At 71.5% G+C, this 26,362-nt stretch carries 23 protein-coding genes and 3 pseudogenes; 16 read left to right on the top strand and 10 right to left on the bottom strand.

The annotated features are described in order from the left end of the window. Positions 1-20 precede the first annotated feature (20 nt). Positions 21-1,271 (top strand): threonine--tRNA ligase, encoded by a 1,251-nt coding sequence (gene thrS / locus ACIP6U_RS22545; protein ID WP_401720512.1) that lies wholly within the window; start codon positions 21-23, stop codon positions 1,269-1,271. A 210-nt stretch (positions 1,272-1,481) separates the two neighbouring features. Beyond that, entirely contained in the window at positions 1,482-2,471 is a 990-nt protein-coding gene (locus ACIP6U_RS22550; RefSeq protein WP_401720514.1) for a nucleoside hydrolase, read from the top strand. Positions 2,472-2,560: 89 nt separating this feature from the next. Here the strand turns inward: ACIP6U_RS22550 and ACIP6U_RS22555 are convergent, their stop codons facing one another. Beyond that, on the bottom strand, positions 2,561-3,493 hold the full coding sequence (locus ACIP6U_RS22555; protein WP_401720517.1) for an LAETG motif-containing sortase-dependent surface protein: 933 nt from the start codon (positions 3,491-3,493) through the stop codon (positions 2,561-2,563). 241 nt (positions 3,494-3,734) lie between these two features. Between ACIP6U_RS22555 and ACIP6U_RS22560 the strand changes: the two genes are divergently transcribed. Then, on the top strand, positions 3,735-5,378 hold the full coding sequence (locus tag ACIP6U_RS22560; protein ID WP_401720519.1) for an alpha-amylase family glycosyl hydrolase: 1,644 nt from the start codon (positions 3,735-3,737) through the stop codon (positions 5,376-5,378). Between the two features lie 17 nt (positions 5,379-5,395). Here ACIP6U_RS22560 and ACIP6U_RS22565 read toward each other — a convergent pair whose 3' ends face one another. Then, positions 5,396-6,139 (bottom strand): DUF4142 domain-containing protein, encoded by a 744-nt coding sequence (locus tag ACIP6U_RS22565; RefSeq protein ID WP_401720616.1) that lies wholly within the window; start codon positions 6,137-6,139, stop codon positions 5,396-5,398. A gap of 239 nt (positions 6,140-6,378) precedes the next feature. On the opposite strand from ACIP6U_RS22565, the gene ACIP6U_RS22570 reads away from it, so the two are divergent. Beyond that, complete coding sequence (locus ACIP6U_RS22570; protein ID WP_401720522.1) at positions 6,379-7,083, top strand: DUF6445 family protein; 705 nt, start codon at positions 6,379-6,381, stop codon at positions 7,081-7,083. A gap of 30 nt (positions 7,084-7,113) precedes the next feature. Here ACIP6U_RS22570 and ACIP6U_RS22575 read toward each other — a convergent pair whose 3' ends face one another. Continuing rightward, complete coding sequence (locus ACIP6U_RS22575) at positions 7,114-7,482, bottom strand: DUF6479 family protein (protein WP_401720524.1); 369 nt, start codon at positions 7,480-7,482, stop codon at positions 7,114-7,116. Positions 7,483-7,625: 143 nt separating this feature from the next. On the opposite strand from ACIP6U_RS22575, the gene ACIP6U_RS22580 reads away from it, so the two are divergent. The 3 genes from ACIP6U_RS22580 to ACIP6U_RS22590 all read left to right on the top strand — a co-directional run bounded on the left by ACIP6U_RS22580 (position 7,626) and on the right by ACIP6U_RS22590 (position 10,987). Continuing rightward, positions 7,626-8,021, top strand: coding sequence for a luciferase family protein (locus ACIP6U_RS22580; RefSeq protein WP_401720527.1), 396 nt, complete (start codon positions 7,626-7,628; stop codon positions 8,019-8,021). A 224-nt stretch (positions 8,022-8,245) separates the two neighbouring features. Continuing rightward, positions 8,246-10,216 carry a YncE family protein gene (locus ACIP6U_RS22585; RefSeq protein WP_401720530.1) on the top strand — a complete coding sequence of 657 codons (1,971 nt, stop codon included), beginning with the start codon at positions 8,246-8,248 and terminating at the stop codon, positions 10,214-10,216. Between the two features lie 84 nt (positions 10,217-10,300). Then, positions 10,301-10,987, top strand: a complete 687-nt coding sequence (locus tag ACIP6U_RS22590) for a DUF4328 domain-containing protein (RefSeq protein ID WP_401720532.1) — start codon at positions 10,301-10,303, stop codon at positions 10,985-10,987. Here the strand turns inward: ACIP6U_RS22590 and ACIP6U_RS22595 are convergent. From ACIP6U_RS22595 to ACIP6U_RS22610, 4 genes are all read right to left on the bottom strand, one after another. Next, positions 10,977-12,074 (bottom strand): chitinase, encoded by a 1,098-nt coding sequence (locus ACIP6U_RS22595; protein WP_401720534.1) that lies wholly within the window; start codon positions 12,072-12,074, stop codon positions 10,977-10,979. The genes ACIP6U_RS22590 and ACIP6U_RS22595 overlap by 11 nt on opposite strands. A 92-nt stretch (positions 12,075-12,166) precedes the next feature. Then, entirely contained in the window at positions 12,167-14,728 is a 2,562-nt protein-coding gene (locus ACIP6U_RS22600; protein WP_401720537.1) for an FtsX-like permease family protein, read from the bottom strand. A 62-nt stretch (positions 14,729-14,790) separates the two neighbouring features. Then, positions 14,791-15,549, bottom strand: coding sequence for an ABC transporter ATP-binding protein (locus ACIP6U_RS22605; protein WP_401720540.1), 759 nt, complete (start codon positions 15,547-15,549; stop codon positions 14,791-14,793). After that, positions 15,546-15,815, bottom strand: a complete 270-nt coding sequence (locus tag ACIP6U_RS22610) for a hypothetical protein (protein WP_401720543.1) — start codon at positions 15,813-15,815, stop codon at positions 15,546-15,548. The genes ACIP6U_RS22605 and ACIP6U_RS22610 overlap by 4 nt, the downstream gene beginning before the upstream one ends. Positions 15,816-15,998: 183 nt before the next feature. On the opposite strand from ACIP6U_RS22610, the gene ACIP6U_RS22615 reads away from it, so the two are divergent. Then, positions 15,999-17,294 (top strand): sensor histidine kinase, encoded by a 1,296-nt coding sequence (locus ACIP6U_RS22615; protein WP_401720546.1) that lies wholly within the window; start codon positions 15,999-16,001, stop codon positions 17,292-17,294. A gap of 63 nt (positions 17,295-17,357) precedes the next feature. After that, a complete protein-coding gene (locus ACIP6U_RS22620; protein ID WP_401720548.1) occupies positions 17,358-18,017 on the top strand; it encodes a response regulator in 660 nt (219 codons plus the stop codon). Positions 18,018-18,038: 21 nt separating this feature from the next. On the opposite strand, the gene ACIP6U_RS22625 is transcribed toward ACIP6U_RS22620, so the two are convergent. Continuing rightward, the gene (locus ACIP6U_RS22625; protein ID WP_401720550.1) at positions 18,039-19,070 is read right to left on the bottom strand and encodes a glycoside hydrolase family 26 protein; all 1,032 of its coding nucleotides are present in this window, start codon (positions 19,068-19,070) and stop codon (positions 18,039-18,041) included. Positions 19,071-19,370: 300 nt separating this feature from the next. Between ACIP6U_RS22625 and ACIP6U_RS22630 the strand changes: the two are divergent. After that, positions 19,371-19,697 (top strand): annotated as a pseudogene (locus tag ACIP6U_RS22630) (histidine kinase); the annotation flags it as partial. A 254-nt stretch (positions 19,698-19,951) separates the two neighbouring features. On the opposite strand, the gene ACIP6U_RS22635 reads toward ACIP6U_RS22630, so the two are convergent. Further along, a complete protein-coding gene (locus ACIP6U_RS22635) occupies positions 19,952-20,485 on the bottom strand; it encodes a hypothetical protein (protein ID WP_401720552.1) in 534 nt (177 codons plus the stop codon). Positions 20,486-21,033: 548 nt separating this feature from the next. Between ACIP6U_RS22635 and ACIP6U_RS22640 the strand changes: the two are divergent. The 3 genes and pseudogenes from ACIP6U_RS22640 to ACIP6U_RS22650 form a co-directional block, all read left to right on the top strand. Beyond that, a pseudogene (locus ACIP6U_RS22640) lies at positions 21,034-21,729 on the top strand (HAD family hydrolase); the annotation flags it as partial. Positions 21,730-21,777: 48 nt separating this feature from the next. Continuing rightward, a pseudogene (locus ACIP6U_RS22645) lies at positions 21,778-22,224 on the top strand (potassium-transporting ATPase subunit C); the annotation flags it as partial. A gap of 5 nt (positions 22,225-22,229) precedes the next feature. Further along, on the top strand, positions 22,230-22,853 hold the full coding sequence (locus ACIP6U_RS22650) for a winged helix-turn-helix domain-containing protein (RefSeq protein ID WP_401720618.1): 624 nt from the start codon (positions 22,230-22,232) through the stop codon (positions 22,851-22,853). A 51-nt stretch (positions 22,854-22,904) separates the two neighbouring features. On the opposite strand, the gene ACIP6U_RS22655 is transcribed toward ACIP6U_RS22650, so the two are convergent. Continuing rightward, positions 22,905-23,756: an aldo/keto reductase gene (locus tag ACIP6U_RS22655; RefSeq protein ID WP_401720555.1), complete on the bottom strand. Its 852-nt coding sequence runs from the start codon at positions 23,754-23,756 to the stop codon at positions 22,905-22,907. 190 nt (positions 23,757-23,946) lie between these two features. Between ACIP6U_RS22655 and ACIP6U_RS22660 the strand changes: the two genes are divergently transcribed. The 3 genes from ACIP6U_RS22660 to ACIP6U_RS22670 all read left to right on the top strand — a co-directional run. Further along, positions 23,947-24,852: a helix-turn-helix transcriptional regulator gene (locus tag ACIP6U_RS22660; RefSeq protein ID WP_401720558.1), complete on the top strand. Its 906-nt coding sequence runs from the start codon at positions 23,947-23,949 to the stop codon at positions 24,850-24,852. Positions 24,853-24,986: 134 nt separating this feature from the next. Continuing rightward, on the top strand, positions 24,987-25,994 hold the full coding sequence (locus ACIP6U_RS22665; RefSeq protein WP_401720560.1) for an ATP-binding cassette domain-containing protein: 1,008 nt from the start codon (positions 24,987-24,989) through the stop codon (positions 25,992-25,994). Further along, a partial coding sequence (locus ACIP6U_RS22670) for an ABC transporter permease (RefSeq protein WP_401720563.1) occupies positions 25,991-26,362 on the top strand: 372 nt, incomplete at its 3' end. The genes ACIP6U_RS22665 and ACIP6U_RS22670, both read left to right, overlap by 4 nt.

Below are 26,362 nucleotides of genomic sequence, written 5' to 3' on the forward strand. Positions count from 1 at the left end.
ACCTGAACGAGGAGCACGCCATGTCACAGGAGCCCACCGCCCACGACCCCCTGGCCCCCGCGCCCCACGACCACCGCCGTCTCGGCCGCGAACTCGACCTCTTCGACACCGACCCGCTGATCGGCGCCGGCCTGCCCTACTGGCTCCCGGACGGCGCCTTGGTCCGCCACACCCTGGAGGAGTACGTCCGGGAGGCGGAGCGCGCGGCCGGCTACCGGCACGTGTACTCGCCGGTCCTCGGCAAGCGGGAGCTGTACGAGATCTCGGGCCACTGGTCGCACTACAGCGAGGACATGTTCCCGCCCATGAAACTCGGCGCGGAGGAGGTCGTGCTGCGCCCCAGCCTCTGCCCGCACCACGCCCTGATCTACCGCTCCCGTTCCCACAGCTACCGCGAACTCCCGCTCCGTATCGCGGAGTTGGGCGGCATGTACCGTTCCGAGCTGTCCGGCGTGCTCGGCGGTCTGACCCGGGTACGGGCCATCCAGCTCAACGACGCCCACATCTTCTGCACCCTGGACCAGGCGGTCGAGGAGGCGGCCTCGGCCCTGCGGCTGATCGCCCGCGCCTACGCCGATCTCGGCCTGAGCGCCCACCGGTACCGTCTCTCCCTCCCGGGCGAGGGCGGCAAGTACGTCGCCGACCCTGAGCTGTGGGAGCGGGCCACCGCCCTGCTGCGGGAGGTGCTGGCCGACGCCGGAGTCGACTACGAGGAGGCCGAGGGCGAGGCCGCCTTCTACGGTCCCAAGATCGACGTGCAGATCGCCGACGCGGCGGGGCGTGAGTCCACTCTCTCCACCGTCCAGATCGACTTCCACCAGCCCGAACGCTTCGACCTGCACTACATCGGCGCCGACGGCGCGAAGCACCGCCCGGTGATGGTGCACCGCAGTGTCATCGGGAGCGTGGAACGGGCGGTGGCGCAGCTGGTCGAGGTGCACGGCGGGGCGTTCCCGGTCTGGCTGGCCCCGGTCCAGCTGGTGGTGCTGCCGGTGTCGGAGGAACAGCGGGAGGCGGCCGAGCGGTTGGCGCGGGCCGCGGTCGCGCGGGGGCTGCGGGCGGAGGTCGTCGGCGAGGGCAGCCTCGGTGCCCGGATCCGCGCGGCGCGCCTGGTGCCGTACCAGGCGGTGATCGGGGCGCGGGAGGCCGAGGGTGAGCTGACCGCCGTACGACTGCGGGACGGGCGCAAGCCGGGCGTGCTGCCGGGCGACGAACTGCTGCACCGGATCGGGGAGCGGGCCGCGGCCCGCGGAACCGAACTGTGGGACTGACGCCGCAAGTCGCGCGGGAGCGGTGGGCGTCGACGGCGTCGGCGTTCGCATCCTGGCCGCGCGGCCGGTGCCGTACCGGCCGGTGATCGCGGAGCGCCCCGCGGAACCGGTCTGTGGGAGTGACCGGCAGGTGACCATGGACGCCATAAGGTCGGGACGGCGGCCGAGTCCGTCCAGGCAGTGGCTCCGGTTCTACGGAAGGACCCCGAGGTGACCGACCAGCCCATCCCGGTGATCATCGACTGCGACACGGGGGTCGACGACGCGCTCGCCCTGCTCTTCGCCGTGCGGCACCCGGGCCTCGATCTGCGGGCGGTGACCTGTGTCGCCGGGAACACGGACGTCGACGGCGTGGTCCGCAACACGCTGACCGTGCTGGAGGTGGCGGGCGCCGGGGACATCCCGGTGGCCCGCGGCGCCGAACGTCCGCTGATCGAACCGGCCCGCTCGGCCCGGCACGTGCACGGCGCGGACGGCATGGGCGACCTCCCCGGTCTGCCCACCCCGACCCGCGCTCCCGCCGACGTGGACGCGGTGACCCTGCTGCACCGCGAGATCCTCGCCTCCCCGCGACCGGTCACCCTGATCCCGACGGCGCCCCTCACCAACATCGCCCTGCTGCTGCGTACGCACCCCGATGTCGTCCGCAACATCGAGCGGATCGTCTTCATGGGCGGCGCGGTGGCGACCGGGAACGCCACGGCGGTCGCCGAGTTCAACGTCTGGCACGACCCCGAGGCGGCGGCGGTGCTGCTCACCGCCGGGGTGCCGATCACGATGTACGGCCTCGACGTGTTCCAGCGGGTCGTCGTCCCCGGCCCGGACGTACGACGCCTGCGCGCGAGCGCCGACCCGGCCGCCCGCCTGGCCGGCGACCTCCTCTCGCACCGCCCGGCCACCCCCGACGCCGACGGCGACGACCCGGGCGGCGGCATCGGCGACGCGGGCGCGGTCTGCACGGTCGTCGACCCGGCCGGCATCACCACCCGGCTCCTCCCGGTCGAGGTCTCCCTCGCCCCCGGCCCCACCCGGGGACAGACGATCGTCGACCGCCGCCCCCGCCCCGGCGAATCCGAGATCCACGACGGCACCCGCGCCCGCCAACTCGTGGACGTGGCCCTGGATGTGGACGTGAACCGCTTCGTGAAGCTCTACCTCGACACGGTGGAACCCGGCCGCGAAGGGGCGCCTTCCGTCTGACGCACGGCAAGCCGAACGCCCCGGAGAGAGAAGGGCTCCGGGGCGTTCGTCATGGGGACGGGGTCAGGAAGGCAGGCTCACGGGCCAGGTCAGGCGCGCGTCGCGCGGCGGCGCTTGGTCGCCACGACGATCGCCGCGCCCGCCGCGAGGAGCGCTGCCGCGCCGCCCGCGATGATGCCGCTGCTGCTGCCGCCACCGGTCTCGGCGAGGTCACCGCCGCCGTTCGGCGTGGGGGCGGCGGGGGAGGTCGACTCCGAGGCGGGCGGGGTCGACTCCGACGCGGGCGGAGTGGACTCCTCGGCCGGCGGGGTGGACTCCGACGCGGGCGGGGTGGTCTCCTCCGCCGGCGGGGTCGTCTCCTCGGCCGGGGGCGTGGCCGGCGGGGTCGTCTCCGGGGTCTTCGTGCAGTCCTTCGTGCCGCCGTTCCAGGCCGCGATCAGCTTGTCCTTGATGACCGGGTGGTCGGGACCGGCCGGCAGGTCGCCGTGCTCCAGGCCGTCGTTCGCGTCCTTGACGCCGTCGAACTTGACCGCGCCGCGGTACAGGTCGATCTGCGCGAAGCAGCCCGCGTCCGGCACCGCGATGTCGAGCGACTCGGTCTGGCCCTGCTTGACCGTCACGGTGTCGAAGTCGACGAAGACCTGCTCGCCGGAGGTGGCGAAGGTGGGGCCGTGGGCGATGTAGGAAGCCAGCGAGGCGGTGCAGGTGGAGGCGTCACCGGCGGCACGGACCTTGATGTGGATCTTGCCGTCGTCGGTGGGCTTGAGGTTCTGGTCGTCGACCTTCACCGAGGGGAAGAAGCTCGTGCCGTCGAGCGAGAACTCGCAGCGGTCGGTGCCGGTCTCGGTGCCCGCGCCCGTGCCGGGCTGGTACGAGCCGCCGGACTTCCAGCCGTCACCGCCGGGCGTACCGCCGTGGGCGAGGGCGCCGGAGGCACCGGCCACGGAAGCGGCACACAGGACGAGTGACGCGGCGCCCGTCCCCAGCAGGCGGCGCGCGGTGACAGGTCTGGCTATAGACATGGATGTCCCATCTCAGGAGCTCAGAGAGAGCAGAGGAAAGGCAGAAGAGAGACACTGGCCCCATTGGTCACTTGCGGCACAGCGTGCCCTCATGGTGGTTCGAGCCGTTGAGGCGTGTCAACTTGCTGTGACGCACGGAAAGTTCAAGAGTCATCACAAATCCATCACACAGGGAATCATCTACTCCGATCCCGCTCCGCCGAGTTCAAAGCGTTATGCCGAGCACTGCCGAAGGGACACCGTGACCGACCTTTCCTCCAGGAATCCCGACTGGTGGCGCCAGGCCGTCGTCTACCAGGTCTATCCGCGCAGCTTCGCCGACGCCGACGGCGACGGGTTCGGCGACATCCGGGGCGTCACCGAGCGCCTGACCCATCTGGCCGGGCTGGGCGTCGACGCCCTGTGGCTCAGCCCGTTCTACCCCTCCGAACTCGCCGACGGCGGCTACGACGTCGCCGACTACCGGGATGTCGACCCGCGCCTCGGAAGCCTCGCCGACTTCGACGCCATGGTCGCCGAGGCCCACCGGCTCGGCCTCAAGCTGATCGTCGACCTGGTGCCCAACCACACCTCGCGTCTGCACCCCTGGTTCCAGGAGGCCCTGGCCGCGGGCCCCGGCTCCCCCGCCCGCGCCCGCTACGTCTTCCACGACGGCCGCGGCGCCCACGGCGAACTCCCGCCCACCGACTGGCAGTCCGTCTTCGGCGGCAGCGCCTGGCGCCGGGTGCCCGACGGCCAGTGGTACCTGCACCTGTTCACCCCCGAACAGCCCGACCTCAACTGGGACCACGAGGAGGTCCGCGAGGACTTCCGCACCACCCTGCGGTTCTGGTCCGACCGCGGCGTCGACGGCTTCCGCGTGGACGTCGCGCACGCGCTCGCCAAGGACCTGAGCGAACCGCTGCGCGACCTCGGCGCCCCCGAACTCAGCGCCGACGCCACGCTCGACCGACTCCCGCCCGGCACCCACCCCTTCTACGACCGTGACGAGGTGCACGCCATCTACCGAGACTGGCGCCGCATCCTCGACTCCTACACCCCGCCCCGCATGGCCGTCGCCGAGGCCTGGGTACCGGGCGCCCGCCGCGCCCTGTACGCACGACCCGAGGAGCTCGGCCAGGCCTTCAACTTCGAGTATCTTCAGGCCGGTTGGGGCGCCGAGGAACTGCGCGGGGTCATCACCGGCTCGCTGGAGACCGCGCGCGCCGCCGGCGCCTCCGCCACCTGGGTCCTCTCCAACCACGACGTCGTACGGCACGCCTCCCGGCTGATCCTCCCGCCCGGCACCGACGGCAACGCCTGGCTGCTGTCCGGCGGTCACGCACCCGAGATCGACCCGGTCGCGGGGCTGCGCCGGGCCCGGGCGGCGACCCTGCTCATGCTGGCGCTACCGGGATCCTCGTACGTCTACCAGGGCGAGGAACTCGGCCTGCCCGAGGTCGCCGACCTGCCCTTCGAGGTGCTCCAGGACCCGGTCTGGGAACAGACCGGCCATGTCAACAAGGGCCGCGACGGCTGCCGGGTGCCGCTGCCGTGGACGCGGACCGGACCCTCGTACGGCTTCGGGGCGGGCGCGGCCTGGCTGCCGCAGCCGGAGAGTTTCGGCGCTTACGCCGTCGAGGCGCAGGACGGCACGGAGGGCTCCACGCTGGAGCTGTACCGGGCCGCCCTGAAGCTGCGCCGCAAGCTGCTCGCGGGCGAGGCGCTGACCTGGACCGCGGACGCCCCCGCCGGGGTGCTGGACTTCGTGCGCGGCGACGGCTGGCGGTGTGTGACCAACCTGTCCGGGACGGCCCTGCCGCTGCCCGCCGGCGAGGTGCTGCTGAGCAGCGGGCCGTCGGCGGCGGGCTCGATCGACCCCGACACGACTGTCTGGCTGGGCTGAGCGGGACCCCCGGAGGGTCAGCCCACTGTCGGGGTGGGGCTGGGGCCGGCGCTCGCGCCGCCGCCGCCCACGAGGCTGTCGATGTCCACCGGCGTCGAGGTGGCGGTGGGCGGCGCGGTGAGCACGACCTGCGGCTGGCCGGCGGGCGGCACCGGCGGGGTCAAGTCCGACTTGGGCAGCTTCGGCGGGGTGGTCTGGGTGAACAGTGCCGTGTCGAAGTTCACCAGGCCGGTCTTCTCCATGACCGTGATGTGGTCAAGGACCGTGTTGTTGGCCTGGTCGGCCAGGGCCCGCACCAGGCTGTTCTTGGTGGTCGACCGGACCTTGGCGATGGTGTTGAAGATCGAACCGTGGGTGATGCGCAGGATGTTGGCGAAGTCCGTGTCGAATTGCGCCCCGCTCTCGGCGGTGAGCTGATTGACGAATCCCTGCTGCTGCGGACTCGCCACGTTCGGCAGGGTGACGTTCAGCATCGGGGCGATCTTGCGGACCGTGGTGTCCAGTGCCGCGTGTCCGTCGATCAGGTGCTCGGAGGCGGTCAGCACCCCCTTGCTGCTGCCCTTCTTCATCCCGATCTGACCCAACGGGTACTCCCACAGGCCCGCCGCCCGCACCTTGACCACGAAGTCCCGGTCGAGTTCAGTCATCGGCCCCCACTGGGTGTTGGCGATGATTCTGTCCTGTGCGGTGCTGACGGTGCTCACTCCGAGCATCGACGGGTAGGCGAGCGCGGTGAGGGTCAACACCAGCGCACCGCCCACAAAAAGAGTTCCCGTCGCGTTCCTTGAAAAGCGCACCGTGTCTCCTGCCCGGTCGGGGGTCCCGCCGAGCACGGCGGGGTCGATCGAGGAGAAGTACGGCTGCGAAAGCCGAGTGACTCTCTAGTTTTGGTAAAACGTGACGTGTCCTCGGTCACGTCGACGTGCACACGACATGTGTTGACGCTTTGTTGACCGGCTCGCGGGAGAGTCCATACGGACCCCCGCCCTAGATTCGCCGCATGCCCCCACAGCATCCCTCCCGGGTTCCCGCCGGCCGCCCCGCTCCCCCCGCGCTTCCCGTCCTGCCCTACCGCAAGCCCACCAAGGGCCGCGACTACTGGGTCCTCGACGACGTCCTGCCCGAGGTGGACGCCGTACGGGAGCGGTGTCTGGCCAAGGACGACTGGGTCGAGGGGTACCCCTACACCTCGGAGACCTGGCCCGGGCTGCGCACCATGCCGGGTCTGGAGCCCGCCGAACTCGCCCGCGTGGAGCGGCTGGTGAGGCAGGCGACCGGCGCGAAGGAGCTGTGGGTGCAGCGGGCGCCCGGCGGCGGCACCCTCAACCACAACTGCGTCCAGGTCGTCGGCGAGGGCGAGAGCGAGCCGCGTCCGCACACCGACTCGCGCGCGCTGTGCCGGTACGCGGCGGTGCTCTACCTCAACCCCGCCGTGCCCAAGGACTGCGGGACGAGCTTCTACCGCCAGTCCATGCCGGGCGGCCGGCTCGGTGGCAACGTCGTCCAGGCCCCGCACAACAACCTCGTCGAGGCCCTCGGCACCCGGTTCGTGGCGCCGGACGCGTTCGAGGAGGACGTACGCGTCCCGCACAAGTACAACCGGCTGCTCCTCTACAACGCCAACCTCGTGCACAGCGCGACCGGTTACTCCGGCCGGACGCTGGCGGAGAAGCGGATGACGGCGGTCTTCTTCTGGATGGCCTGACCGGGTTCCCTCCGGGGGCGGGGGACGGGCTCAGACGTGCCCGAGGCCGCCGCCGCCAAAGGATCCGCTGGATCCGGTCGTCCAGCGGTGGCGCTGCTGGTCCTTTCCGGTTCTGCTGCCCGAGTGGTGCAGGTCGTGCGGCATCAGCCGTTCACCGCCCTGCCCGTGCGGCATCTCGTCCGGTTCGCGGATCTCGCGCTGCTCCCGGACCGGACCGGTGGCGGGAAGGTGGGGCTGGTCGCCCGCGACGGGCCGCGGCAGCTCGCGGTCCCGGACCCTCATACCGAACTGCACGGCCCAGACCAGCGCACCGGCGATGACCAGGCCACCGACGAACGCGGCGATCACGTCGAGTACTCCACTCGACGTGGCCGCCAGGACATACGTGGCAGTACTCATGCACCAAGTATCGCCGATAAAAGGATGAAACGGGAATAGTCGACTGTATCGCCGCTCCTGCGGGGACGTGCGAAAAGTCTCCTCCGGGTTACGTACCCCGCAATCCCTGGTGGCCGGGCGGTGAGCACCGCACCATGGATCCCATGACCCCGGCCCAGAAAGCCATGGACCAGCTAGTCGAGTGGCCCGACCTCAGCCCCTGTCCGGCCGCGTGCGGCACGGGCCGGGCGCTGCGTTCCACCCGCGACGAGATCATCCACTTCCACTCGGACCGCGATGTGGACCTCCATCTCACGTCCCGGGCGATCCAGCGGCTGCACTACGACTTCGCCGAGTCGAGCGCGATCCGGATGGTCCCCGGTTCCCGCTGGGTCACGATCCACCTCGACTGCGACGGCGACGTCGACCTGCTGCTCAGCCTGGTGAGCGTGGCCCTCAAGGCCCACCAGGGCGGGTCGGGTCCGGAGACCGCCCCGATGATCGGGTGCAACTACCACCGGGTGACGGTGCTGCAGCGGGAGGGCGCCGAGGACGCGTGACGGTGTGGGCCGACCGCGTGATCATCACCTCCTTCAAATCCCTTTCACAACTGTCACAGCCATGACATAAGCTGCGTTCAGGCAGCCGCGCCCCGTGCGTCACCGCAGGACGACAGCACAGGCAGTACAGACACCACTGGCAGTACAGGGGGCACGTACGGGCGTTGCGCGGCGCTCTCAACTCCCGGTGACACACCGGGTTTCTTCGTGGGGGTATCAGTACTGTGCGCACGCGCAGCATCTCGACCGCGACGGCGCTCGCGGTTCTCTTCGGCTCGGCGGCGCTCGCCGTGGGCACGGCCGGACCGGCGGCGGCCGACTCCGCCAGGATCCTGCCGGTGAAATCGGTCGGCGACCTCGTCGTGGACGGCCTGCACCAGCGGGTCTACGTCTCCGACCCGACCAGCGGCAAGATCCTCATCACCGACTACTCCGGCACCGTCAAGGCGACCCTCACCGGGATGCCCGGCGTGACCGGCCTGGCGCTGTCCGCCGACTCCAGCCTGCTCTACGGGGCGGTCAAGGGCGACGACCGGATCGTCACCGTGGACACCCAGACGGCCACGCCGACCCTGAGCTACCCGCTCGGCAACGATGTCGACCCGACCGACCTGGAGGTCGTGGACGGCCGGGTCTGGTTCTCCTACGACGGCAACTTCGGCTCGCTGGACACCTCCGGCGCCGAGCCCGTGGTGCACCTCGACCAGCGCGGTGACCTCGGCCTCTCCAACTCCGGCGGGCTCCTGGCCGCCGACCCGTCCGTGCCGGGCGTCCTGGTGGCGAGCGACGGCTACTCGGTCGGGGTCTACGACCTCACGGCCGACGGGGCCACGCTGCGCACCAAGGGCAGCACGGGCACCACCGTGAAGCAGATCGACCTCACGCCCGACGGCAAGCAGATCCTCACCTCCTGGGGCGGATCCGGCGGTTACGGCGTCGGCGTCCTGTCGGCCGCCGACCTCACCGCGCAGCCGAACTACCCGACCGAGCCGTACCCGAACGCCGTCCGGGTCGCGCCGGACGGTTCCGTCGCGGGCGGCAGCGACTCCTGGTACGAGCCCGACGTGCACATCTTCAAGCCGGGCGACCTGAAGCCGACGCGGGAGTACGACTTCCCCAACACCGGCAACAGCAGCGGTTCCGACACCCTCGTGGACGGCGCGCTGGCCTGGGCCCCGGACAGCAGCCGGATCTTCGCCGTCTCCGTCAACGACTCCGGCGTCTTCACCCTGCGCGCGCTGACCGACCCGACCAAGGAGCTGCCCACCCTCACGGTGACGGCGCCCTCGAAGTCGGACCGGGCCAAGAAGCTCACGGTCACCGGCAAGCTGGCGTCCAAGACGCTGCTCCCGGCGGGCACGAGCCTCAAGGTCACCCGCACCGACCTCGACTCGCCGAACGGCAAGGCGCTGCCCGTCGTCAAGACGAAGGCGAACGGCACCTTCTCCTTCACGGACACCCCGCCGGCCGGCGGCAAGGTCACGTACAAGGTGACCTTCGCGGGCGACCAGGCCCACACGGCGGCCGCCGGCTCCGACGCGGTCACGGTCTCCCGTGCCTCGACGAAGCTGAGCCTGAACAACAAGGGCAAGGTCTACTCGTACGGCAAGGACGTCAAGTTCACGGCGCACCTCGGTACGACGTACAAGAACCGCTCGGTCGAGATCTGGGCCAACCCGTTCGGTGCCGACAAGCCCAACAAGCTGCTCAAGTCCGGCAAGGTCAACTCGCACGGTGACATCGCCGCGTGGGTCGACATGACCCGCGACATGGACGTCACCGCCGTCTTCAAGGGCGACTCCCGCTACGCGCCGAAGACGGTCAAGGTCACGGCCTACGCCAAGGTCAAGGTCTCGGTCGCCGTCTCCAAGCACTACAAGACGGGCAAGATCGGCTCCCGCACGTACTACTGGTTCCACAAGAACACCAGCCCGCTGTTCACCACGACCATGTCGTACTACCCCGGCCGCCAGGAGCGCCTCGACCTGGAGGTCTACTACCAGGGCACCTGGTACGACGCCGACTCCGAGTACTTCTCCCTCGGCACCAACGGCAAGGTCGCGGTCACGCTGCCGGCACCGGGCGAGTCCGGCATCAAGGTCCGGATGCGCTCGGCGTACATCAACGGCTCGTCGGGCGACAGCGTCAACTCGACGACGTACACGGGGTGGAAGTACCTGTACTTCTCCAACTGACGGACGCGGGTGGGGGCAGGGCGGCGTCGGCCGGTTCCTGCCCCCACCCGTCCGTGTCCGTACCCCGTCCGCGAGGATGACCCGGTGAACGATCACCAGGCGTCCGCCCTTCCGAGTCCCTCCGCCGGCCCCTATCTGCAACCCGTCCGTGGCGTCGCTCTGTGTGCCATCGGTGCTCTCGCCCTTGCCGGGTTCGCCTGGGTCGTCCGGGGTGTGTGGGAGGTCAGGCTCGCGGTGGCGGGGGAGCCCGCGTCCGGGCCGCCGGATCAGGGGGACGGTGTGCATCGGCCGTTGAACTCGTTGGAGGACTCGTACCACCTGGTGTCGTCCGTGGGCGGGTTCCTGGTGGTCGTCTGTGCGCTCGCGTTCCTGAGCTGGTTGAACCGGGTGCGGGAGAACGCCCGTCTGGTGGCCGGTGCTCCGGCTCGGTATGCCGGGATCTGGGTCTATGCCGGGTGGATCGTGCCCATCGCGAATCTGTGGATACCTCGTGGGCTCGTCGTCGACGTCCATCAGAAGAGCGCGCCCGGTGCGCGGCTGCCCCGGGTCGTGAACGTGTGGTGGGGGCTGTGGCTCGTCGGGTTGTTCAGCGGGGTGGGGCTGGTGTACTCCGACTCCACCGACGAGGTCATCGGCCGTGCCTACAGCGAGGTGTGGCCGCTGCTCGCCTCCGACCTCGCCGTCGTGGGTGCGGCGGTGGCCGCGATCTTCGTCGTGCGCGCGGTCACCGCCGTACAGGAGAGGCAGGGGCGAGAGCGGGTCAGTCCGTGAAGCGGGCGAACGTGTGGCTGAAGTAGTAGAGGTCCTGGGCGATCCCGGAGCAGGAGTTGGCGCCCTTCGTGCCCACACAGCCGCCGTTGTCACGCTGAAGGGCCCAGAAGGAGAGGGTGTTGATGCCCTTGGCCTCCGCCCAGCGTTCGACCTTGACGGCGTCCTGCGTGGTGAAGGTCTCCTCGGGACCGAAGTCGTCGATGCCCGGCATCTCGGTGACACCGATCATGTGCCACAGCTTCGACGAGCTCTTCTTCGGGTAGAGCGCGGCGAGTTGGGCGTGCAGCCCGGCCGCCGCCGTCTTGGTGTCGGCGGCCATGTCGTGCACGAGGCCGTCCCAGTAGTCGAAGGTCATGATGTTGACGACGTCCACGCGGGCGCCGTTGTCGACCGCGTTCTGGAGCAGCGCCACACCGCTCGGCGCGAGGCCGTTGGTGAAGGACGGGAGCGTGTACGAGAACTGCACGCGGTGGCCGGTGCGTTCGGACCAGCGCTGCACCTTCGCGATCGCCTTGTTGCGGCGGTCGATGCCGGCCGTGTTGTTGATCGAGTCGGCTTCGATGTCGAGGTCGATGCGGGAGATCCCGTACGTCGTCACCAGGCCCTCGTAGACCTTCGCGATGGCGTCGACGTCGGTGCAGCTGTCGGCCAGTTCGGTGTTCGTCGTGTCGGCCGCGTAGCCGCCGAAGGACGGGATGACGTTGCCGCCGCGCGCCTGGATCTTCGCGATGTCGGCGCCGAACGAGGCCTTGGTGAGCGGGAGTTTGGTGTCGCCGTTCCAGTAGGCGGTGCAGGAGCCCGGGGCGTCCGTCTGGAGGAAGGCCATCGTCAGGTACTTGTTGCCGGACGCGGCGGCCAGCGCGGCGGGGCTCTCGCCGGTCCACGCCTCGAAGTACGGCGCCGCCACGTGCGCCGGCATCGGCCGCACGTGGTGCGTGGGGTGCCCGGAGTGCGCGGGCGTCTGCTGGGCGGCGCTCGCCCCGCCGCCGCCGAGCGCGAGGAGCCCGGCGGACAGGGCGGTGACGGCGGTACAGGAGAGAAGAGCACGGACTCGCAGTGCTCGAAGTAGCGGACGCTGTCTTCTCATTGGCGCTCCTGAGGAGGAGGGTGGCCTGAACGGGCAGCGCCTATCGTTGGACTAGACCAATTGCCTGTCAAGGTTCTTTACCATCACCGGACCTAACCAGCCTTCACCGCACTCGCCGGCGCCGTCCGCAACGCCCGCCTGGTCGGGAACTCCACCGTCGCGAACGCCGTCACGACCACCGTCGCCGCGATCGCCGGCAGCAGCCACACCGGACCGGCCGGCCAGGGGCGCCCGAGGAACCCCTGCCCCAGCAGCGCGAGCGGCACCGCGGACAGCACGAGCCCGGCGGCGAGCGCGGTCGCGGCGATCACCGCGGCCTCCCGGCGCATCATCGCGCGGACCTGCCGCGGGGTCGTCCCCACCAGACGCAGCGCCCCGATCTCCCCGCGCCGCTGGGACGTCGCCGCCACCAGCTTGTTGGCGATGCTGAGAAGGAGATACCCGAGCAGGACGACGACCACCGCGAGGTTGATCCAGACCTGCGGCGGGGTGTCCTGGCCGGTGTCGACCCCGTCGGTGGGCGCGAGCGTCAACCCGGGCCGGGCGGCGACGAGTCGGGCGAGCCGGTGCTCGGTCGCGGCGCTGCCGTCGGTGCGGACGAGGACGCTCGGGTCCAGGTCCGTGGACGTGTGACCGGCAGCGAGGTCGCGGGACAGCACCAGCGGGCCGAACCCGAGACCCCGGTCGTACACCGCGACCACCCGCGCCTGAACCGGCGTTCCGTCCCCCAGCACCAGCCGCACCCGGTCGCCCACCCCGGCCCCGAACGAGCGCGCGGCCTCGTCGCTGACGGCGACCGTGGCGCCGGTGAGGCGGTTCGGGTCGCCCTCCCGCACCCCGAGGTCGATCACGCCCGCCGCGCCAGGCGAGAGGATCTGCGCGGTGGCCGAGTCGGTCGTCGGCGCGCTCCCGAACTCCTTGTACCGCACCACCACGGTGGTCGATCCGACGGCCGCCGCCGCCCGCACCCCCGGCACCTCGCGCACGGCCTGAGCGGTCCCGGCCGGCAGCCCGCCGAGACCGGGCGCGCTCACCCGGAACTGGGCCAGGGTCCCCGTCCGGGTGTCGTCCGAGGTGGCGGCCATGACGGTGGTCTGCGCGAGGGCGTACGTCAGCACGAACACGACCACCATCGCGAGCGGGCTGACCACGCCGGACAACCGCTGCGCGTACCCGCGTACGTTCGCCACCGCCAGCCAGGTCGGCGCCGCGACCCTCGGCCGCAGCCGGCGCGCCATCGCGTCGCCCATGCCCTTGACCAGGGCGGGTCCGGCCAGCGCCAGGCCGATCGCGGCCAGGATCCCGGCCATGGAGGTCGTCGAGGCACCGATCGCGGTCCGGGCGAAGAGCGGTGTCACCGACAGCGTGAACGCCCCCAGGATCAGCACCAGTCCCCCGCTCGTACGGGCCTTGGACGCCTTGCGCGGTTCCACGCGCGACTCGGCGACGGCCTCGGTGGCGGGCATCCGCGAGGTGCGCCAGGCGGCGCAGCGGGCCGAGATCTGCACGGAGGCGCCCATGAGGAGGAGGGTGGCGAGGGCCGGCAACGCGCTGACGGTGAGCGGGAGTTCGGGTGGCAGTACCCCGTGGTCGGTCAGGAGCGTGCGGAACCGCCCGGCGAGTACGTAGCCGAGGCCGATCCCCGGCACCAGCGCCACCGCCGCCACGATCGACGACTGCGTCGCGGCAAGTCGCCTGATCTGCCTGGGTGTTGCCCCGACCGCCCGCATCAGGGCCAGATCACGGCGCTGCCCGGCGATCGTGACACCCAACGCGCCCGCCGTGACGAAGCCGGTGATCAGCAGCACGATGCCGGCGAGGGACGTGGACAGCAGGACGAGGAGGGAACGGGCCGAACCGATGCCGGGGGCCACCGCGTCCCCGCGGTCGGCGCCGGTCAGGACCTTGAGGCCGGTGCCTTCGGTGGTGCCGTTGAGCCGGTTCCGGACGGCGGAGACGACCCATTCCTCGGTGCCGGGTTTGGTGCGCAGGCCTATCAGGTCGACGGTGCCGGCGCGGGGGTCGGCTGCACCGGTGGCGTTCCCGCTCCCGCGTCCGGACAGGCGTAGGGCGGTCTCGTCCGCGAAGTAGACGCCGGCGCCCGGGGCCTGGACCAGCGCGGAGACCCGGTAAGGGGCGGCGGGGCGGCCATCGGCGATGACCTCGACACGGTCGCCGACCCGCAGACCGGTCCCGGCGGCGACCGCGATCTCGCCCGAGCCGGTCGGCGCGCGGCCCTCGACGCGGGGCCGGGAGAGCAGCTTCGTGGAGGACCAGCCGTGGCCCGCGGAAGCGGGGTCGTCGGCCACGGGGACGACCGTGCCGTGGGCGTCGACGAGTCCGGCGGGGAAGCCGATGTCGCCGACGGCGGCGGTGACGCCCGGCAGTCCGGCCAGCCTGCCGACCAACTCGGTCGGGACGGTGGCGCGTTCGGGCAGGGCGATCGGCATCTCGCCGTCGGAGTGGAACTCCTGGTCGGCGGCGACGACGACGTTCGCACCGCCGAGCCGGCCCGGCGGGAGCTGGGAGCTGAGTCCGGACTCGGCCAGTACGCCGGTCGTGGTGATGAGGGCGGCACCGCCCAGCACCGCGCACGCCACGGCGAGCAGGGAGGTGATGCGGTGGGCGGCCATGCGCCAGGCGAAGTGCAGCATGTCTGTGTCTGTCCCTGTCTCTCTACGTCTCTCTGTTTCCCGCTACGGCTCTCTGCGTTTCGCTACTTCTCGCCCAAGGCGACGAGCCGGTCGGCCAGTTCGGGCGCGGTCGGGTTGTCCAGGGACTCGACGACCTGGCCGTCGGCCATCACCAGGGCGCGGTGCGCGCGGGCCGCGGCGGCCGGGTCGTGGGTGACCATGACCACCGTCTGACCCAGCTCGTCGACGAGGTCGCGCAGCAGGTCCAGGACCTGGTGGGCGCTGCGCAGATCGAGCGCGCCGGTCGGTTCGTCCGCGAACACGACGGCGGGTTTGGCCGCCAACGCCCGCACCACGGCGGCGCGTTGCTGCTGGCCGCCGGAGAGTTCGGCGGGGCGGTGGGTGAGGCGGTCGGCGAGGCCGACGCGGTTCACCAGGGTGTGCAGCCACTGGTCGTCGGGGCGGCGGCCCGCGAGGCGCAGGGGGAGCGTGATGTTGTCGGCGATGCTGAGGGAGGGGATCAGGTTGTAGGCCTGGAAGACGAAACCGACGCGCTCGCGGCGCAGTTCGGTACGGCGGGTCTCGTTCAGCCCGGCGATCTCGTGGCCGTCGATACGGATGCTGCCCGAGGTCGGTGAGTCCAGTCCCGCGGCGCAGTGCATCAGGGTGCTCTTGCCGGAGCCGGACGGCCCCATCACGGCGAGGAAGGTGCCGCGCGGGACGGTGAGCGAGACGTCGGCGAGGGCGTGGACGCCGCCGGCGTAGGTCTTGGCGACGTGTTCGAGGGCGATGGCGGGGGTGGCGTGCTGGGCGGGCGGGTCCGCCGCGAATCGAGTGCTCACCGGCGTCGTCCTCGCAGGCTGCGCACGACCAGCGTGCCGGCGGACAGGACGGTGACGATGCCGGCCGCCAGGTGCGGCACGGTGCCCGAACCACCGTAGGACAGCGCCATGTTGGTGACCGCGCTGATCACGACGAGGGCCCAGAGCAGGGTCCGGGCCACGTCGGAGCGGGTGATGCCGTCCGAGGTGTCGGCGGAGGCTGTGTCGGAGACGTGGGCGGGGGTGGGGGCCGTGGAGGTGAAGCGGTAGGGGTCCGTGTGCGCCATCGGAATCTCCTGTGGGCGGTCGGGGTTGCTGACGTGCCCAAACGCTATGGATCGGGACCCCTCGCGGCCGATCCCGTGGGCCGCCGGGTTCGAGGTACAGCAGGCTGTACTTCCCGCCCGGAAGGGCGACGGCGAACTCCTTTCCCTCATAAGGTCGTCCGCGACGAGAGGAGGGCCGAGCCGATGACGGACGCGCCCGCGACATCGACGTCGACGCCCACTTCGACGCCGCCTTCGCCGCCGAGGGCGACGGTTCAGGAAACCGTCGTACGCACCGTGAAGGCGGCCGGGGCCGCGATCTCGCAGCTGGCCGGCGGGTTCGGCACAGCGGTCCTGGCGCTGGGCGTGCTGGCCCTGCTGGCGGTGACGACGGTGACCGCGCTCGTCGGCGTGGGCCTGCTCCTCGCGCCTCTGGCGTTGCGCGCGCTGCACGCTCTGGCGGGTCGCGAACGTGCCCGCCTGGACCGGACCGGCCCCGAGGTGATCGCCCCCGAACCACCGCCCACCCGCCTACGGCTCGCCCTCACCGACGCCACCACCCGCCGCGAGCTGCGCTGGGCGGCCCGGCACGCGAGCCTGGGCCTGCTGCTGGGCTTCCTGGGAGTCGTCCTCCCGTTGTCCGCCGTGCGCGACAGCACGTTTCCCCTGTGGTGGAAGCTGCTGCCGGAGGGCGGGACGAGTACGTCGATCGGGATCGGCAGCGCGCACTCCTGGCTGGACGCGCTCGCCGTGCTGCCGCTGGGCGTGGGCTGGATCGCGATCGTGCTGGGCCTGAGCCCGGCGATGGCGCGGTTGCAGGCGGGTCCGGGCCGTCGCCTGCTCGCGGCCGGCCCGGACGTCGATCTCTCGCTGCGGGTCGCGGAGCTGACGGCCACGCGGGCCGCCGCGCTGGACGCCCACGCGACCGAACTCCGGCGTATCGAGCGCTCGTTGCACGACGGCACCCAGAACAGGCTCGTCACCGTCACGGTGTTGCTCGGCGCGGCCCGTCGCCGGGTGGCCCGCGATCCGGAGGCCGCCGACGAACTCCTCGAACGCGCCCAGTCCGCCGCCGAACACGCCCTCGCCGAACTGCGCAGCGTCTCCCGCAGCATCCTCCCGCCGGTCCTGGACGACCGGGGTCTGGCGGGCGCGCTCTCGGGGCTCGCGGCGGAGTGCGCGGTGCCGTGCCGGACGGACGTGGACGTGCCGCAGCGGTGTGCGGCCTCCGTGGAGGCGACGGCGTACTTCGTGGTCGCGGAGGCGCTGACGAACATCGCCAAGCACAGCGGCGCGACCCGGGCGACGGTCACGGTCCGCGCGCACGGCGGACGCCTGCGGCTGCTCGTCGAGGACGACGGCCGCGGGGGCGCCGACGAGAACGGCGGCTCCGGCCTGACGGGCATCCGCCGCCGGATCGCGGCCCTCGACGGTACGCTCCGCGTCACGAGCCCGAGGGGTGGCCCGACGCGGCTGGAGGCCGAACTCCCCTGTGGATAAAGGCAATCGACTGTTGATGACGGCAGTCGACGTGCCGACATGAACTGAGGACTGGACACTGACATGCGCGTGGTGATGGCCGAGGACGACCCGTTGCTGCGGGAGGGCGTGGCCCTGCTGCTGGGGGCGGAGGGGCTCGACGTGGTGGCGAAGGCCGGCAACGCCGAGGAGGCCCTGGCCGCCATCGACACCCACAGGCCGGACGTGGCGATCCTCGACGTACGGATGCCGCCCACGCACACCGACGAGGGGATCCGCGCGGCGGTGGAGGCGAGGCGCAGACACCCCGGACTCGCCGTACTCGTCCTGTCGGCGTACGTCGAACAGAGCTTCGCCACCGAGCTGTTGAGCGGCGGGGTGAACGGCCTCGGCTATCTCCTCAAGGAACGGGTCGGCCGGGTCGAGGAGTTCCTCGACGCCCTGCACCGCGTCGCCGCCGGCGGCACGGCCATCGACCCCGAGGTCGTCGCCCAGCTCTTCACCCGCTCCCACCAGGACACCCGCCTCGACCGCCTCAGCCCCCGCGAACGGGACGTCCTGACCCTCATGGCCGAAGGCCTCGGCAACACCGCCATCGCCGAACGCCTCGTCGTCACCGACGGCGCCGTCCACAAACACATCCGCAACATCTTCGCCAAACTCGACCTCTCCCCGACGGACCAGGTGGACCGCCGAGTGGCAGCGGTACTCCAGTACTTGGAGGAGTCACGCCGGGCGCGGTGACCGGGTCGACCGATCCACGGGTCAACGCCCCATCTCCCGCCGATACACAGCCGAAGACCGCGGATGGGCCCCGCACCTCCACACCCCGTGCGGGCAGTAGTCCGTGATCGACTGGTAGACCGGGCGGACGCGGGCGATCCAGGCGAGCATTCCTCTCATGTACGCCGGGTTGTCGCCGTTCTTGTACAGGCCCCACTCCGGGTACGACACCGGCTTGCCGTGCGCTCGGGCGAAGCGGAGTTGGGCCGCCAGGCCGTACGGTTCGCGGAGTTGGGTGCGGAAGGGCATGGCGTGCGGGGAGTCGTAGGCGTCCATGCCGATGATGTCGACGTAGCGGTCGCCGGGGTAGCAGCGGGGCCAAGGGACGGCGTCGCGGCCGCGGTTGGGGGCGAAGTCGAAGCGGAAGTGCTGGCCGGGGACCGCGCGCATCGAGGTGACGATGCGACGCCAGTACGTCCGCCACGCCGCCGGGTCCGGGCCGCAGCGGTGGGTGTAGGTGATGCCGTTCATCTCCCAGCCGACGACGAGGACGGTGTCCGGCAGGCCCAGGCGGACCAGGCGTTCGGCGAGGGCGCGGAAGTGGGCGTCGTAGCGGCCCTGCGCGCCGCGGCGGAGTTCCGCGCGGACCGTCCGGTCGGGGAGGTGGGCCTCGTTGCGGGGCAGCATCGGGACGTTGAGGACGAAGAGGCGGTCCGGGCGGGCCCGGCGCCAGCTTCCCCAGTCCGACAGCTGGGCGTCCGATCCCTCGATGCCCCTCCAGCGGTCTCCCGGCAGGTACTCGCGGCCGACCCGGGGTGCGGGCGCCCCCGGCCCGAGCCAGCCCGCCAGGCCGGCGATCCGCCGAGCGCCTGCGGGGCCGTAGCCGAGATACGCGCCGAAGGGGGCGGCGGAGGGGCGGGACGCCGGCGCGCCGGACGCGTACATTCCGTCCTCGCCTGTTCCGCCCTCGCCCAGGGGCGCGCTCGCCGGTCCCACCAGTGCGGCCAGGGCGAGGAGCGCGGCGAGCAGGGTCAGTGCCAGGCGCCGTATGCCGCAGGTGCCGTCCGGGGTCACTGATCCGTCTCCTGTCCTGGGCGGCGGCGGCCGCGCCGCCCTGACGGAAACGACGTACGGCCGTTCGGGGTAACGCGGCGCGGGCCCACCTGCGACGACCGCCGGACGGTGCCGCCCTCGGGGCGGGCGTCAAGACCGTGTCAATGTCCCCCCGCCCCGCGCCAAGGAACCGCTAACGCGAGCCCCGGCCGGGGGTCCGAGGGGCTTCCGTAGAAGGAGTGATCCTCCTCCCGCGGGAACCGGCCCCGCGGACAGCGAACCCCCGGGGGTCGAGCCAGTGAGCGGAGCGCGTCGGCGGCGATGACTGATGTACGGGCCGGACGGCTGAAGGTCTACCTCGGGGCGGCCCCGGGCGTCGGCAAGACCTACCGGATGCTCGACGAGGGCCGGCGGCGTGCCGCGCGGGGCGCGGACGTGGTGGTGGGGTTCGCCGAGTGCCACGGCCGGCCGCGCACCGAGGCGATGCTGGCGGGCCTTGAGGTCGTGCCGCGCGCCCGATGCGCGTACCGGGGCGGGGAGTTCGAGGAGATGGACCTCGCCGCCGTGCTCGCGCGGCGGCCCGAGGTGGCGATCGTCGACGAGTTCGCGCACACGAACGTGCCCGGCGGGGGACGCAATCCCAAGCGGTGCGGGGTCCATCGCTGGGTGGGGGGACTGGATGGCTGAGACTTTCCCGGCTTCGGATGACGTGTTCGAGGCGGTCAGGCGGCACATGCGAGACCCCTCGCACACCGTCGGTGTGGGTCCTGGCTGGCAGCGGTTGGTGCTTGAGTGCCATCAGGCGGTTGTCGCCGAGTTCCCGCAGTACGAGCTTGGTGCGGACGGCTCGCTGCGTGAGAACAGACGGGTCCACCGGGTGCTGTGTGACCGGTGCGGGACGCCTACTCCAACCCCGAGTTCCTGAACACCGCTTGAGCCGTCTCCCGGTCGATGCGGCGGGAGAGGCGGTTCAGAGTGACCGCGCCGCTCTTCAGGGTGCCCGCGTTCGTCGATCGTCGCGCGCCGTCCGTCAGGTGGAACCACAACTGGGGGTTGTCGCCCAGTACTTGGGGGTCGATCTCCACCCGTCCGTCCAACGCGTCGCGCAGTAGCAGCCGTTGGGACACCCCGTCCAGCCAGCCCACCGACACCAGCAGGTCGGTCCGTACCCGTCGCTCGCGCAGCAGGCCGCGCGAGGACAGCCAGTTGTCGCCGGCCGACACCCGGGCGGGGCACAGTACGGCGAACAGGAGCAGGGACAGGCCGAGCCAGAGGGCGCAGCGCCACGGCTCCAGGCGGCCCGTGCCCCAGTCGACCAGCAGGAGCAGCGCGAGCAGGACGCCGGCGCAGCGTACGGCGTCCCGCAGGTCGCCCGCCCAGCGCAGGTCGTGCGCGGCCTCGGGCGGCCGCTTCACGTCGTCGTCACCGCGTTCCATAGCGGAGACCGTAGGGACCCGGAGCGCCGGAACGACAGGCATTGACGCGACTCATATACGACTCTGACGGGATTCTGTCCGACGGGATTTCGTACCACTGCGACGGGATTCCGTACGACTCCGGCAGGATCTGTCCGACTCCGACGGGCACCCCCGCTCGTCAACGCCCCGTCAAAGAAGGCCCGTTCCGCGCGAAGAACCCGCAAGGATCCGTTGGCCCCCGCCCGCAGCGGACAGGACCTGAGGGCACCGTGCGCGTCCTCGCGCGCGAAACCGGACGCCCGATGAGGGAGCACGTGCCCATGTCCGTCCTGACCCTTGAGCCGGGCGGCGCGACCCCCGCCGGCGAAGAGCCGCCCGACACCGGTGAGCGGCACCGGCTGACCACCGTCACGGGACTGGCCGCGCTGTCGCTGGACGCGATGGCGTCGGTGGCCTACGGGCCGGAGGCGATCGTGCTGGTGCTGGCCGCGGCCGGCGCGCACGGGCTCGGGTTCACGCTGCCGGTCACGCTGGCCATCGCGGGCCTGCTGGCGGTCCTGGTCGCCTCGCTGGGCAACCGGCAGGCCTCGGAGTTCGTGCCGGTGAGCGGTACGACGGCGGCCGAACTCGCGGACGCGGCGCAGCTGTCGTCGCTGGCCGACGAGACGCCCGAGGGCCGCTCCGTCGTCGTGCTGGCGAAGGAGAAGTACGAGCTGCGGGAGCGCCACCAGGGCGAGTTGGCGCACGCCGAGTGGGTCGCGTTCACCGCGCAGACCCGGATGTCGGGCGTCGACGTGGACGGGCGGCGGATCCGCAAGGGCGCGGCCGGTTCGGTCGTCACCTGGGTGCGCGAGCGGGGTGGCGATGTCACCGCCGAGGCGCAGGAGCTGACGGAGCGGATCGCCGGGGCGGGCGGCACGCCGCTGCTCGTGGCCGTCGAAGACACCGAGGGCGCCCGGGTGTTGGGCGTCATCCACCTCAAGGACGTCGTCAAGGAGGGCATGCGCGAGCGGTTCGACGAGCTGCGCCGCATGGGCATCAAGACGGTCATGATCACGGGTGACAACCCGCTGACCGCCAAGGCGATCGCCGAGGGCATGGACCTGTCCTCGCCGGACTCCGCGATCCTGTCGGCCGTCATCTTCAACGCGCTGGTGCCGCTGTCCCTGCGGGGCGTGCAGTACAAGCCGGTGAGCGCGGACCGGATGCTGCGGCGCAATCTCGCGATCTACGGCATCGGCGGACTGATCGTCCCGGTGCTGACCCTGGTGACGGGCGTCATCTATCCGCTGGTCGTCACCGGCATCGCCCAGGGGCTGTTCAACAACAAGGCGAACGGCTCCGAGATCAAGTCGGCGGGGAAGGTGGTCGGTTCGTCGCTGATCGGCCAACAGGGCTACAGCCTCGACTACTTCCAGCCGCGACCGGCGGGCGGGCTCGGCGAGAACTCGGTCAACACGCGGTACAAGCTGATCCTGTCCGGCGCCACCAACCTCTCCGCCGACAGCAAGGTGCTGATCAAGCAGGTGGAGGACGCCCGGGCCAAGGTCGTCAAGGACAACTCCGTGCCCGGCTATACGGTCAAGCCCTCCCAGGTCCCCGCCGACGCCGTCACCTCCTCCGGCTCCGGCCTCGACCCGGACATCTCCCCGGCCTACGCCGAACTCCAGGTGCACCGGATCGCCGAGAAGAACGGCCTCTCGGTCGCGCAGGTGGAGACGCTGGTGAAGAACCACAGCTCGTACGAGCGCTCGTGATCAACATGCGGGCCCGCCGGTACGGAGTGGACGCGGCGCCCGACGGCGCCACGGCCCTCCGGCTGGCGGCCACCGGCCGGCCGGACGTGGTGGTCCTCGACCTCGGCCTGCCCGACATGGACGGGGTCGAGGTCATCAGGGGCCTACGGAGCTGGAGCCGCGTACCGATCCTGGTGCTGTCGGCCCGGCAGGCCTCCGAGGAGAAGGTCGCCGCGCTCGACGCGGGCGCCGACGACCACGTCACCAAGCCGTTCAGCATGGACGAACTCCTCGCCCGGCTGCGGGCGGCGGTCCGCCGCACCGAGGAGCCCCCGGCCGACACCGGACCGACCTTCGTGCGGACGGCCGACTTCACCGTCGACCTGCTCGCCAAGCGGGCGGTCCGGGACGGCCGGGACATCCGCCTCACCCCCACCGAATGGCACCTCCTGGAGATCCTGATCACCAACCCGGGCCGCCTGATCACCCAGAAACACCTCCTCCAGGAGGTCTGGGGCGCGACCCGCAGCAACAAGACGAACTACCTGCGCGTGTACATGGCCCAACTCCGCCGCAAGCTGGAGACGGATCCGTCGCATCCGCGGTATCTGATCACCGAGCCGGGGATGGGGTACCGGTTCGAGGGGTGAGCGGCGGACGGCGGCACAGGCCGCGCGCCTCCGTGCCGCGCGCCTCCGTGCCTATGCGTCCACCCGGCGCCCGGCGAGCCAGGTGACCATCTCCGGGTCGTGGTGGTCGAAGAACAGCGAGGCACCGGTGTCGAGGCCGGCGATCCGGGCCATCTGGTGGTCGGTGAGCTCGAAGCCGAAGACGTCGAGGTTCTCCGCCATGCGCTCGGGCCGGACCGACTTGGGGATCGCCACGACACCGCGCTGGGTCAGCCAGCGCAGCACCACCTGAGCCACCGACCTGCCGTGCGCCGCGCCGATCTCGCTGAGCAGCGGCTGCCGGAACAGGTCGTTCCTGCCCTCGGCGAAGCCGCCCCAGGACTGGATCCGCACCCCGTGCTCGCGCATGAGGTCCTGGTAGCCGGCGCGCTGGAAGAACGGGTGGGTCTCGATCTGGTTGACCGCGGGGGTGACCTCGTTGTTGAGGATCAGGTCGATCAGCCGGTCGGGGTAGAAGTTGGCGACGCCGATCGCCCGGGCGAGCCCGGCGCGGTGCAGGGCCTCCATGGCACGCCACTGGCCGTACACGTCACCGTAGGGCTGGTGCATCAGGTACAGGTCGAGGTGGTCCAGGCCGAGCCTGGTCAGCGAGGTCTCGAAGGCACGCTTGGTGTGCTCCTCGGCGGGGGCGTCCTGGACCCACAGCTTGGTGGTGACGAACAGCTCGTCCCGCGGGACGCCGCTGTTCTTGATCGCCCGGCCGACGGCTTCCTCGTTGCCGTACGAGGCGGCCGTGTCCAGCAGGCGGTAGCCGGCCGCGAGCGCGTCGGAGACGGCCCTCTCGGTGTCCTCGGGCGGGATCTGGTAGACGCCGAAGCCGAGGACCGGCATCTCGACGCCGTTGTTCAGGGTGACGTACTGCATGGGGGGCCTTTCAGGTGTGCCGCTCCGCAGGGAGCGTTCCGATGCGCCGCTCCGGAGGGGAGCGTTCCGGTGTCCGGCACCTTCACCCTCGCGCGCTGTGCGCGCGCCTGCCAGGGCGGGCTCTTCGGGGGTGACGACAGGGCCCCTCTCCGGCCTGCCCCGCAGGTCGATGCGGTGTGACACTGAGGGCATGGCAGCATCCGAGGGCACGTCCGCCGGGCGGGGCGCGAGCAGCGAGGGCGCCGAGCTGGGCCGGTTCCTGCGGGCCAGGCGTACCGGGACGCGGCCTGAGCAGGTGGGTCTCACGGTCGGCGCCGGGCTGCGCCGCACCCCGGGGCTGCGCCGGGAGGAGCTGGCGACCCTGGCCGGGATCAGCATCGACTACTACGTACGACTGGAGCGCGGCAAGGAGACCCGGCCCAGCCCCTCCGTCCTGGACGCGCTCGCCCGCGCCCTGCACCTGGACGAGCAGGAGCACGGGCATCTGCGCGAACTGGCCGCCCGCTCCGCCCGGTACGCGTCCGAGCCGCCGCCCGCGCCCGGCCGCACGGTGTCCCCGGACCTGAAGGTGCTGCTGGAGTCGATGCGCCCGAACCCGGCCTATGTCATCAGCCGCAGCATGGACCTGCTGGCCTGGAACCCGGGCGGCCTCGCGCTGTACCCGGGCCTCGCCGACTGGCCGGTCAAGCAGCGCAACCTCGCCCGCTACCTGTTCCTCCACCCGGCCGCCCGGAGTCTGTTCCCGGACTGGGACCGGCAGATCACCGCGTGCGTCGCCCGGCTGCGCGCCACCGCCGGCACGGCACCCGACGCCCCCGACCTGACCCAGCTGGTCGGTGAACTCCTCCTCAAGAGCCCGGAGTTCGCCGGGCTCTGGGAGCGCTACGAGGTGACCGGCCGCAAGCCCGCGCGGAAGACCTTCCAGCACCCCCAGGTCGGAACGATCACGCTCACCGCCCGGTCCCTGCACCTGGAAGGCAGCCCCGGCCGCCGCATCGGCGTCTACACGGCCGAACCCGGCACCCCCGACCACGACGCGCTGCTCCTGCTCGACCTGACCGCGCCCCAGCTCAGCGCCCGGAAGCGAACGCCCTGAAGCGAACGCCCCGCCCGCTGAAACCGCCGGCCCCGCGCACTGAAACCGCCGGCCCCGCGCACTGAAACCGCCGCCCCGCGCACTGAAACCGCACTGAAGCCGTTCTGAACCGCCCCGGCCGCAAGCTCTGCGGCATGACGACAACCACTCACACCGGCGAGCAGCCGGCCATCGCGGCCACCGGGCTGCGGAAGTCCTACGGCGACAAGACCGTCCTCGACGGCATCGACCTCACCGTGCCGGCCGGCACGATCTTCTCGCTCCTCGGGCCGAACGGCGCCGGCAAGACGACCGTGGTCAACATCCTGTCGACGCTGATCTCCGCGGACGGCGGACAGGCGCGGATCGACGGGTACGACATCACCGGCGAGGCCCAGGCCGTGCGCGCCTCGATCGGGGTCACCGGGCAGTTCTCCGCGGTGGACGGGCTGATCACCGGCGAGGAGAACATGCTCCTGATGGCCGACCTGCACCACCTGCCCAAGAGCGAGGGCCGGCGCGTCACCGCCGAACTCCTGGAGCGTTTCGACCTGGTGGAGGCGGCCACGAAGCCCGCGTCGACCTACTCCGGCGGGATGAAGCGGCGCCTGGACATCGCGATGACCCTGGTCGGCAGCCCGCGGATCATCTTCCTCGACGAGCCGACCACCGGTCTCGACCCGCGCTCGCGGCACACCATGTGGCAGATCATCCGCGAGCTGGTCTCCGGCGGCACGACCGTCTTCCTCACCACCCAGTACCTGGAGGAGGCCGACCAACTCGCCGACCGCATCGCGGTGCTGAACGACGGCAAGCTGGTCGCCGAAGGCACCGCCGCCGAACTCAAGCGGCTGGTTCCCGGCGGTCACGTGCGGCTGCGGTTCGCCGACCCGCTGGCGTACGAGCGGGCCGCGACCGCCCTGCGCGAGACCACCCGCGACGACGAGGCCCTGACCCTGCAGATCCCCAGCGACGGCAGCCAGCGCGAACTGCGCGCTGTCCTGGACTGGTTGGACGCGGCCGGCATCGAGGCCGACGAACTCTCCGTGCACACCCCCGACCTGGACGACGTGTTCTTCGCCCTCACGGCAAGTCCCGTCCCCGCCCAGTCCGCATCCGCCCAGTCCGCAGGCAACGACATCGCCAAGGAGACCGTCCGATGAGCACCGCTTCCTACGCCGTCCGCGACAACCTCACCATGCTGCGGCGCAACCTCCTGCACGCCCGCCGCTACCCCTCCCTCACCCTCAACCTCCTGCTCACCCCGGTCATCCTGCTGCTGCTGTTCGTCTACGTCTTCGGCAACGTGATGAGCGCCGGCATCACCGGCGGGCACGCGGACCGCTCCGCGTACATCGCCTACCTCGTGCCCGGCATCCTCATGCTGACCGTGGCCATGACCTCGCTGGGCACCGCGGTGGCCGTGTGCACCGACATGACCGAGGGCATCATGGCCCGCTTCCGCACCATGGCGATCTCCCGCGCCTCCGTGCTGATCGGCCACGTCATCGGCAGCGTGATCCAGACCATG

Origin of the sequence: Streptomyces sp. NPDC088794 (assembly GCF_044750545.1) — a bacterium.
Classification (GTDB): domain Bacteria; phylum Actinomycetota; class Actinomycetes; order Streptomycetales; family Streptomycetaceae; genus Streptomyces.

Coding starts and splice junctions, on each gene's coding strand:
- ACIP6U_RS22660 (WP_401720558.1), top strand. CDS start 23,947: ATGGCAGCATCCGAGGGCACGTCCGCCGGGCGGGGCGCGAGCAGCGAG.
- ACIP6U_RS22635 (WP_401720552.1), bottom strand. CDS start 20,485: ATGGAACGCGGTGACGACGACGTGAAGCGGCCGCCCGAGGCCGCGCAC.
- thrS (WP_401720512.1), top strand. CDS start 21: ATGTCACAGGAGCCCACCGCCCACGACCCCCTGGCCCCCGCGCCCCAC.
- ACIP6U_RS22595 (WP_401720534.1), bottom strand. CDS start 12,074: ATGAGAAGACAGCGTCCGCTACTTCGAGCACTGCGAGTCCGTGCTCTT.
- ACIP6U_RS22600 (WP_401720537.1), bottom strand. CDS start 14,728: ATGCTGCACTTCGCCTGGCGCATGGCCGCCCACCGCATCACCTCCCTG.
- ACIP6U_RS22655 (WP_401720555.1), bottom strand. CDS start 23,756: ATGCAGTACGTCACCCTGAACAACGGCGTCGAGATGCCGGTCCTCGGC.
- ACIP6U_RS22665 (WP_401720560.1), top strand. CDS start 24,987: ATGACGACAACCACTCACACCGGCGAGCAGCCGGCCATCGCGGCCACC.
- ACIP6U_RS22575 (WP_401720524.1), bottom strand. CDS start 7,482: ATGAGTACTGCCACGTATGTCCTGGCGGCCACGTCGAGTGGAGTACTC.
- ACIP6U_RS22650 (WP_401720618.1), top strand. CDS start 22,230: ATGCGGGCCCGCCGGTACGGAGTGGACGCGGCGCCCGACGGCGCCACG.
- ACIP6U_RS22570 (WP_401720522.1), top strand. CDS start 6,379: ATGCCCCCACAGCATCCCTCCCGGGTTCCCGCCGGCCGCCCCGCTCCC.
- ACIP6U_RS22555 (WP_401720517.1), bottom strand. CDS start 3,493: ATGTCTATAGCCAGACCTGTCACCGCGCGCCGCCTGCTGGGGACGGGC.
- ACIP6U_RS22620 (WP_401720548.1), top strand. CDS start 17,358: ATGCGCGTGGTGATGGCCGAGGACGACCCGTTGCTGCGGGAGGGCGTG.
- ACIP6U_RS22610 (WP_401720543.1), bottom strand. CDS start 15,815: ATGGCGCACACGGACCCCTACCGCTTCACCTCCACGGCCCCCACCCCC.
- ACIP6U_RS22580 (WP_401720527.1), top strand. CDS start 7,626: ATGACCCCGGCCCAGAAAGCCATGGACCAGCTAGTCGAGTGGCCCGAC.
- ACIP6U_RS22615 (WP_401720546.1), top strand. CDS start 15,999: ATGACGGACGCGCCCGCGACATCGACGTCGACGCCCACTTCGACGCCG.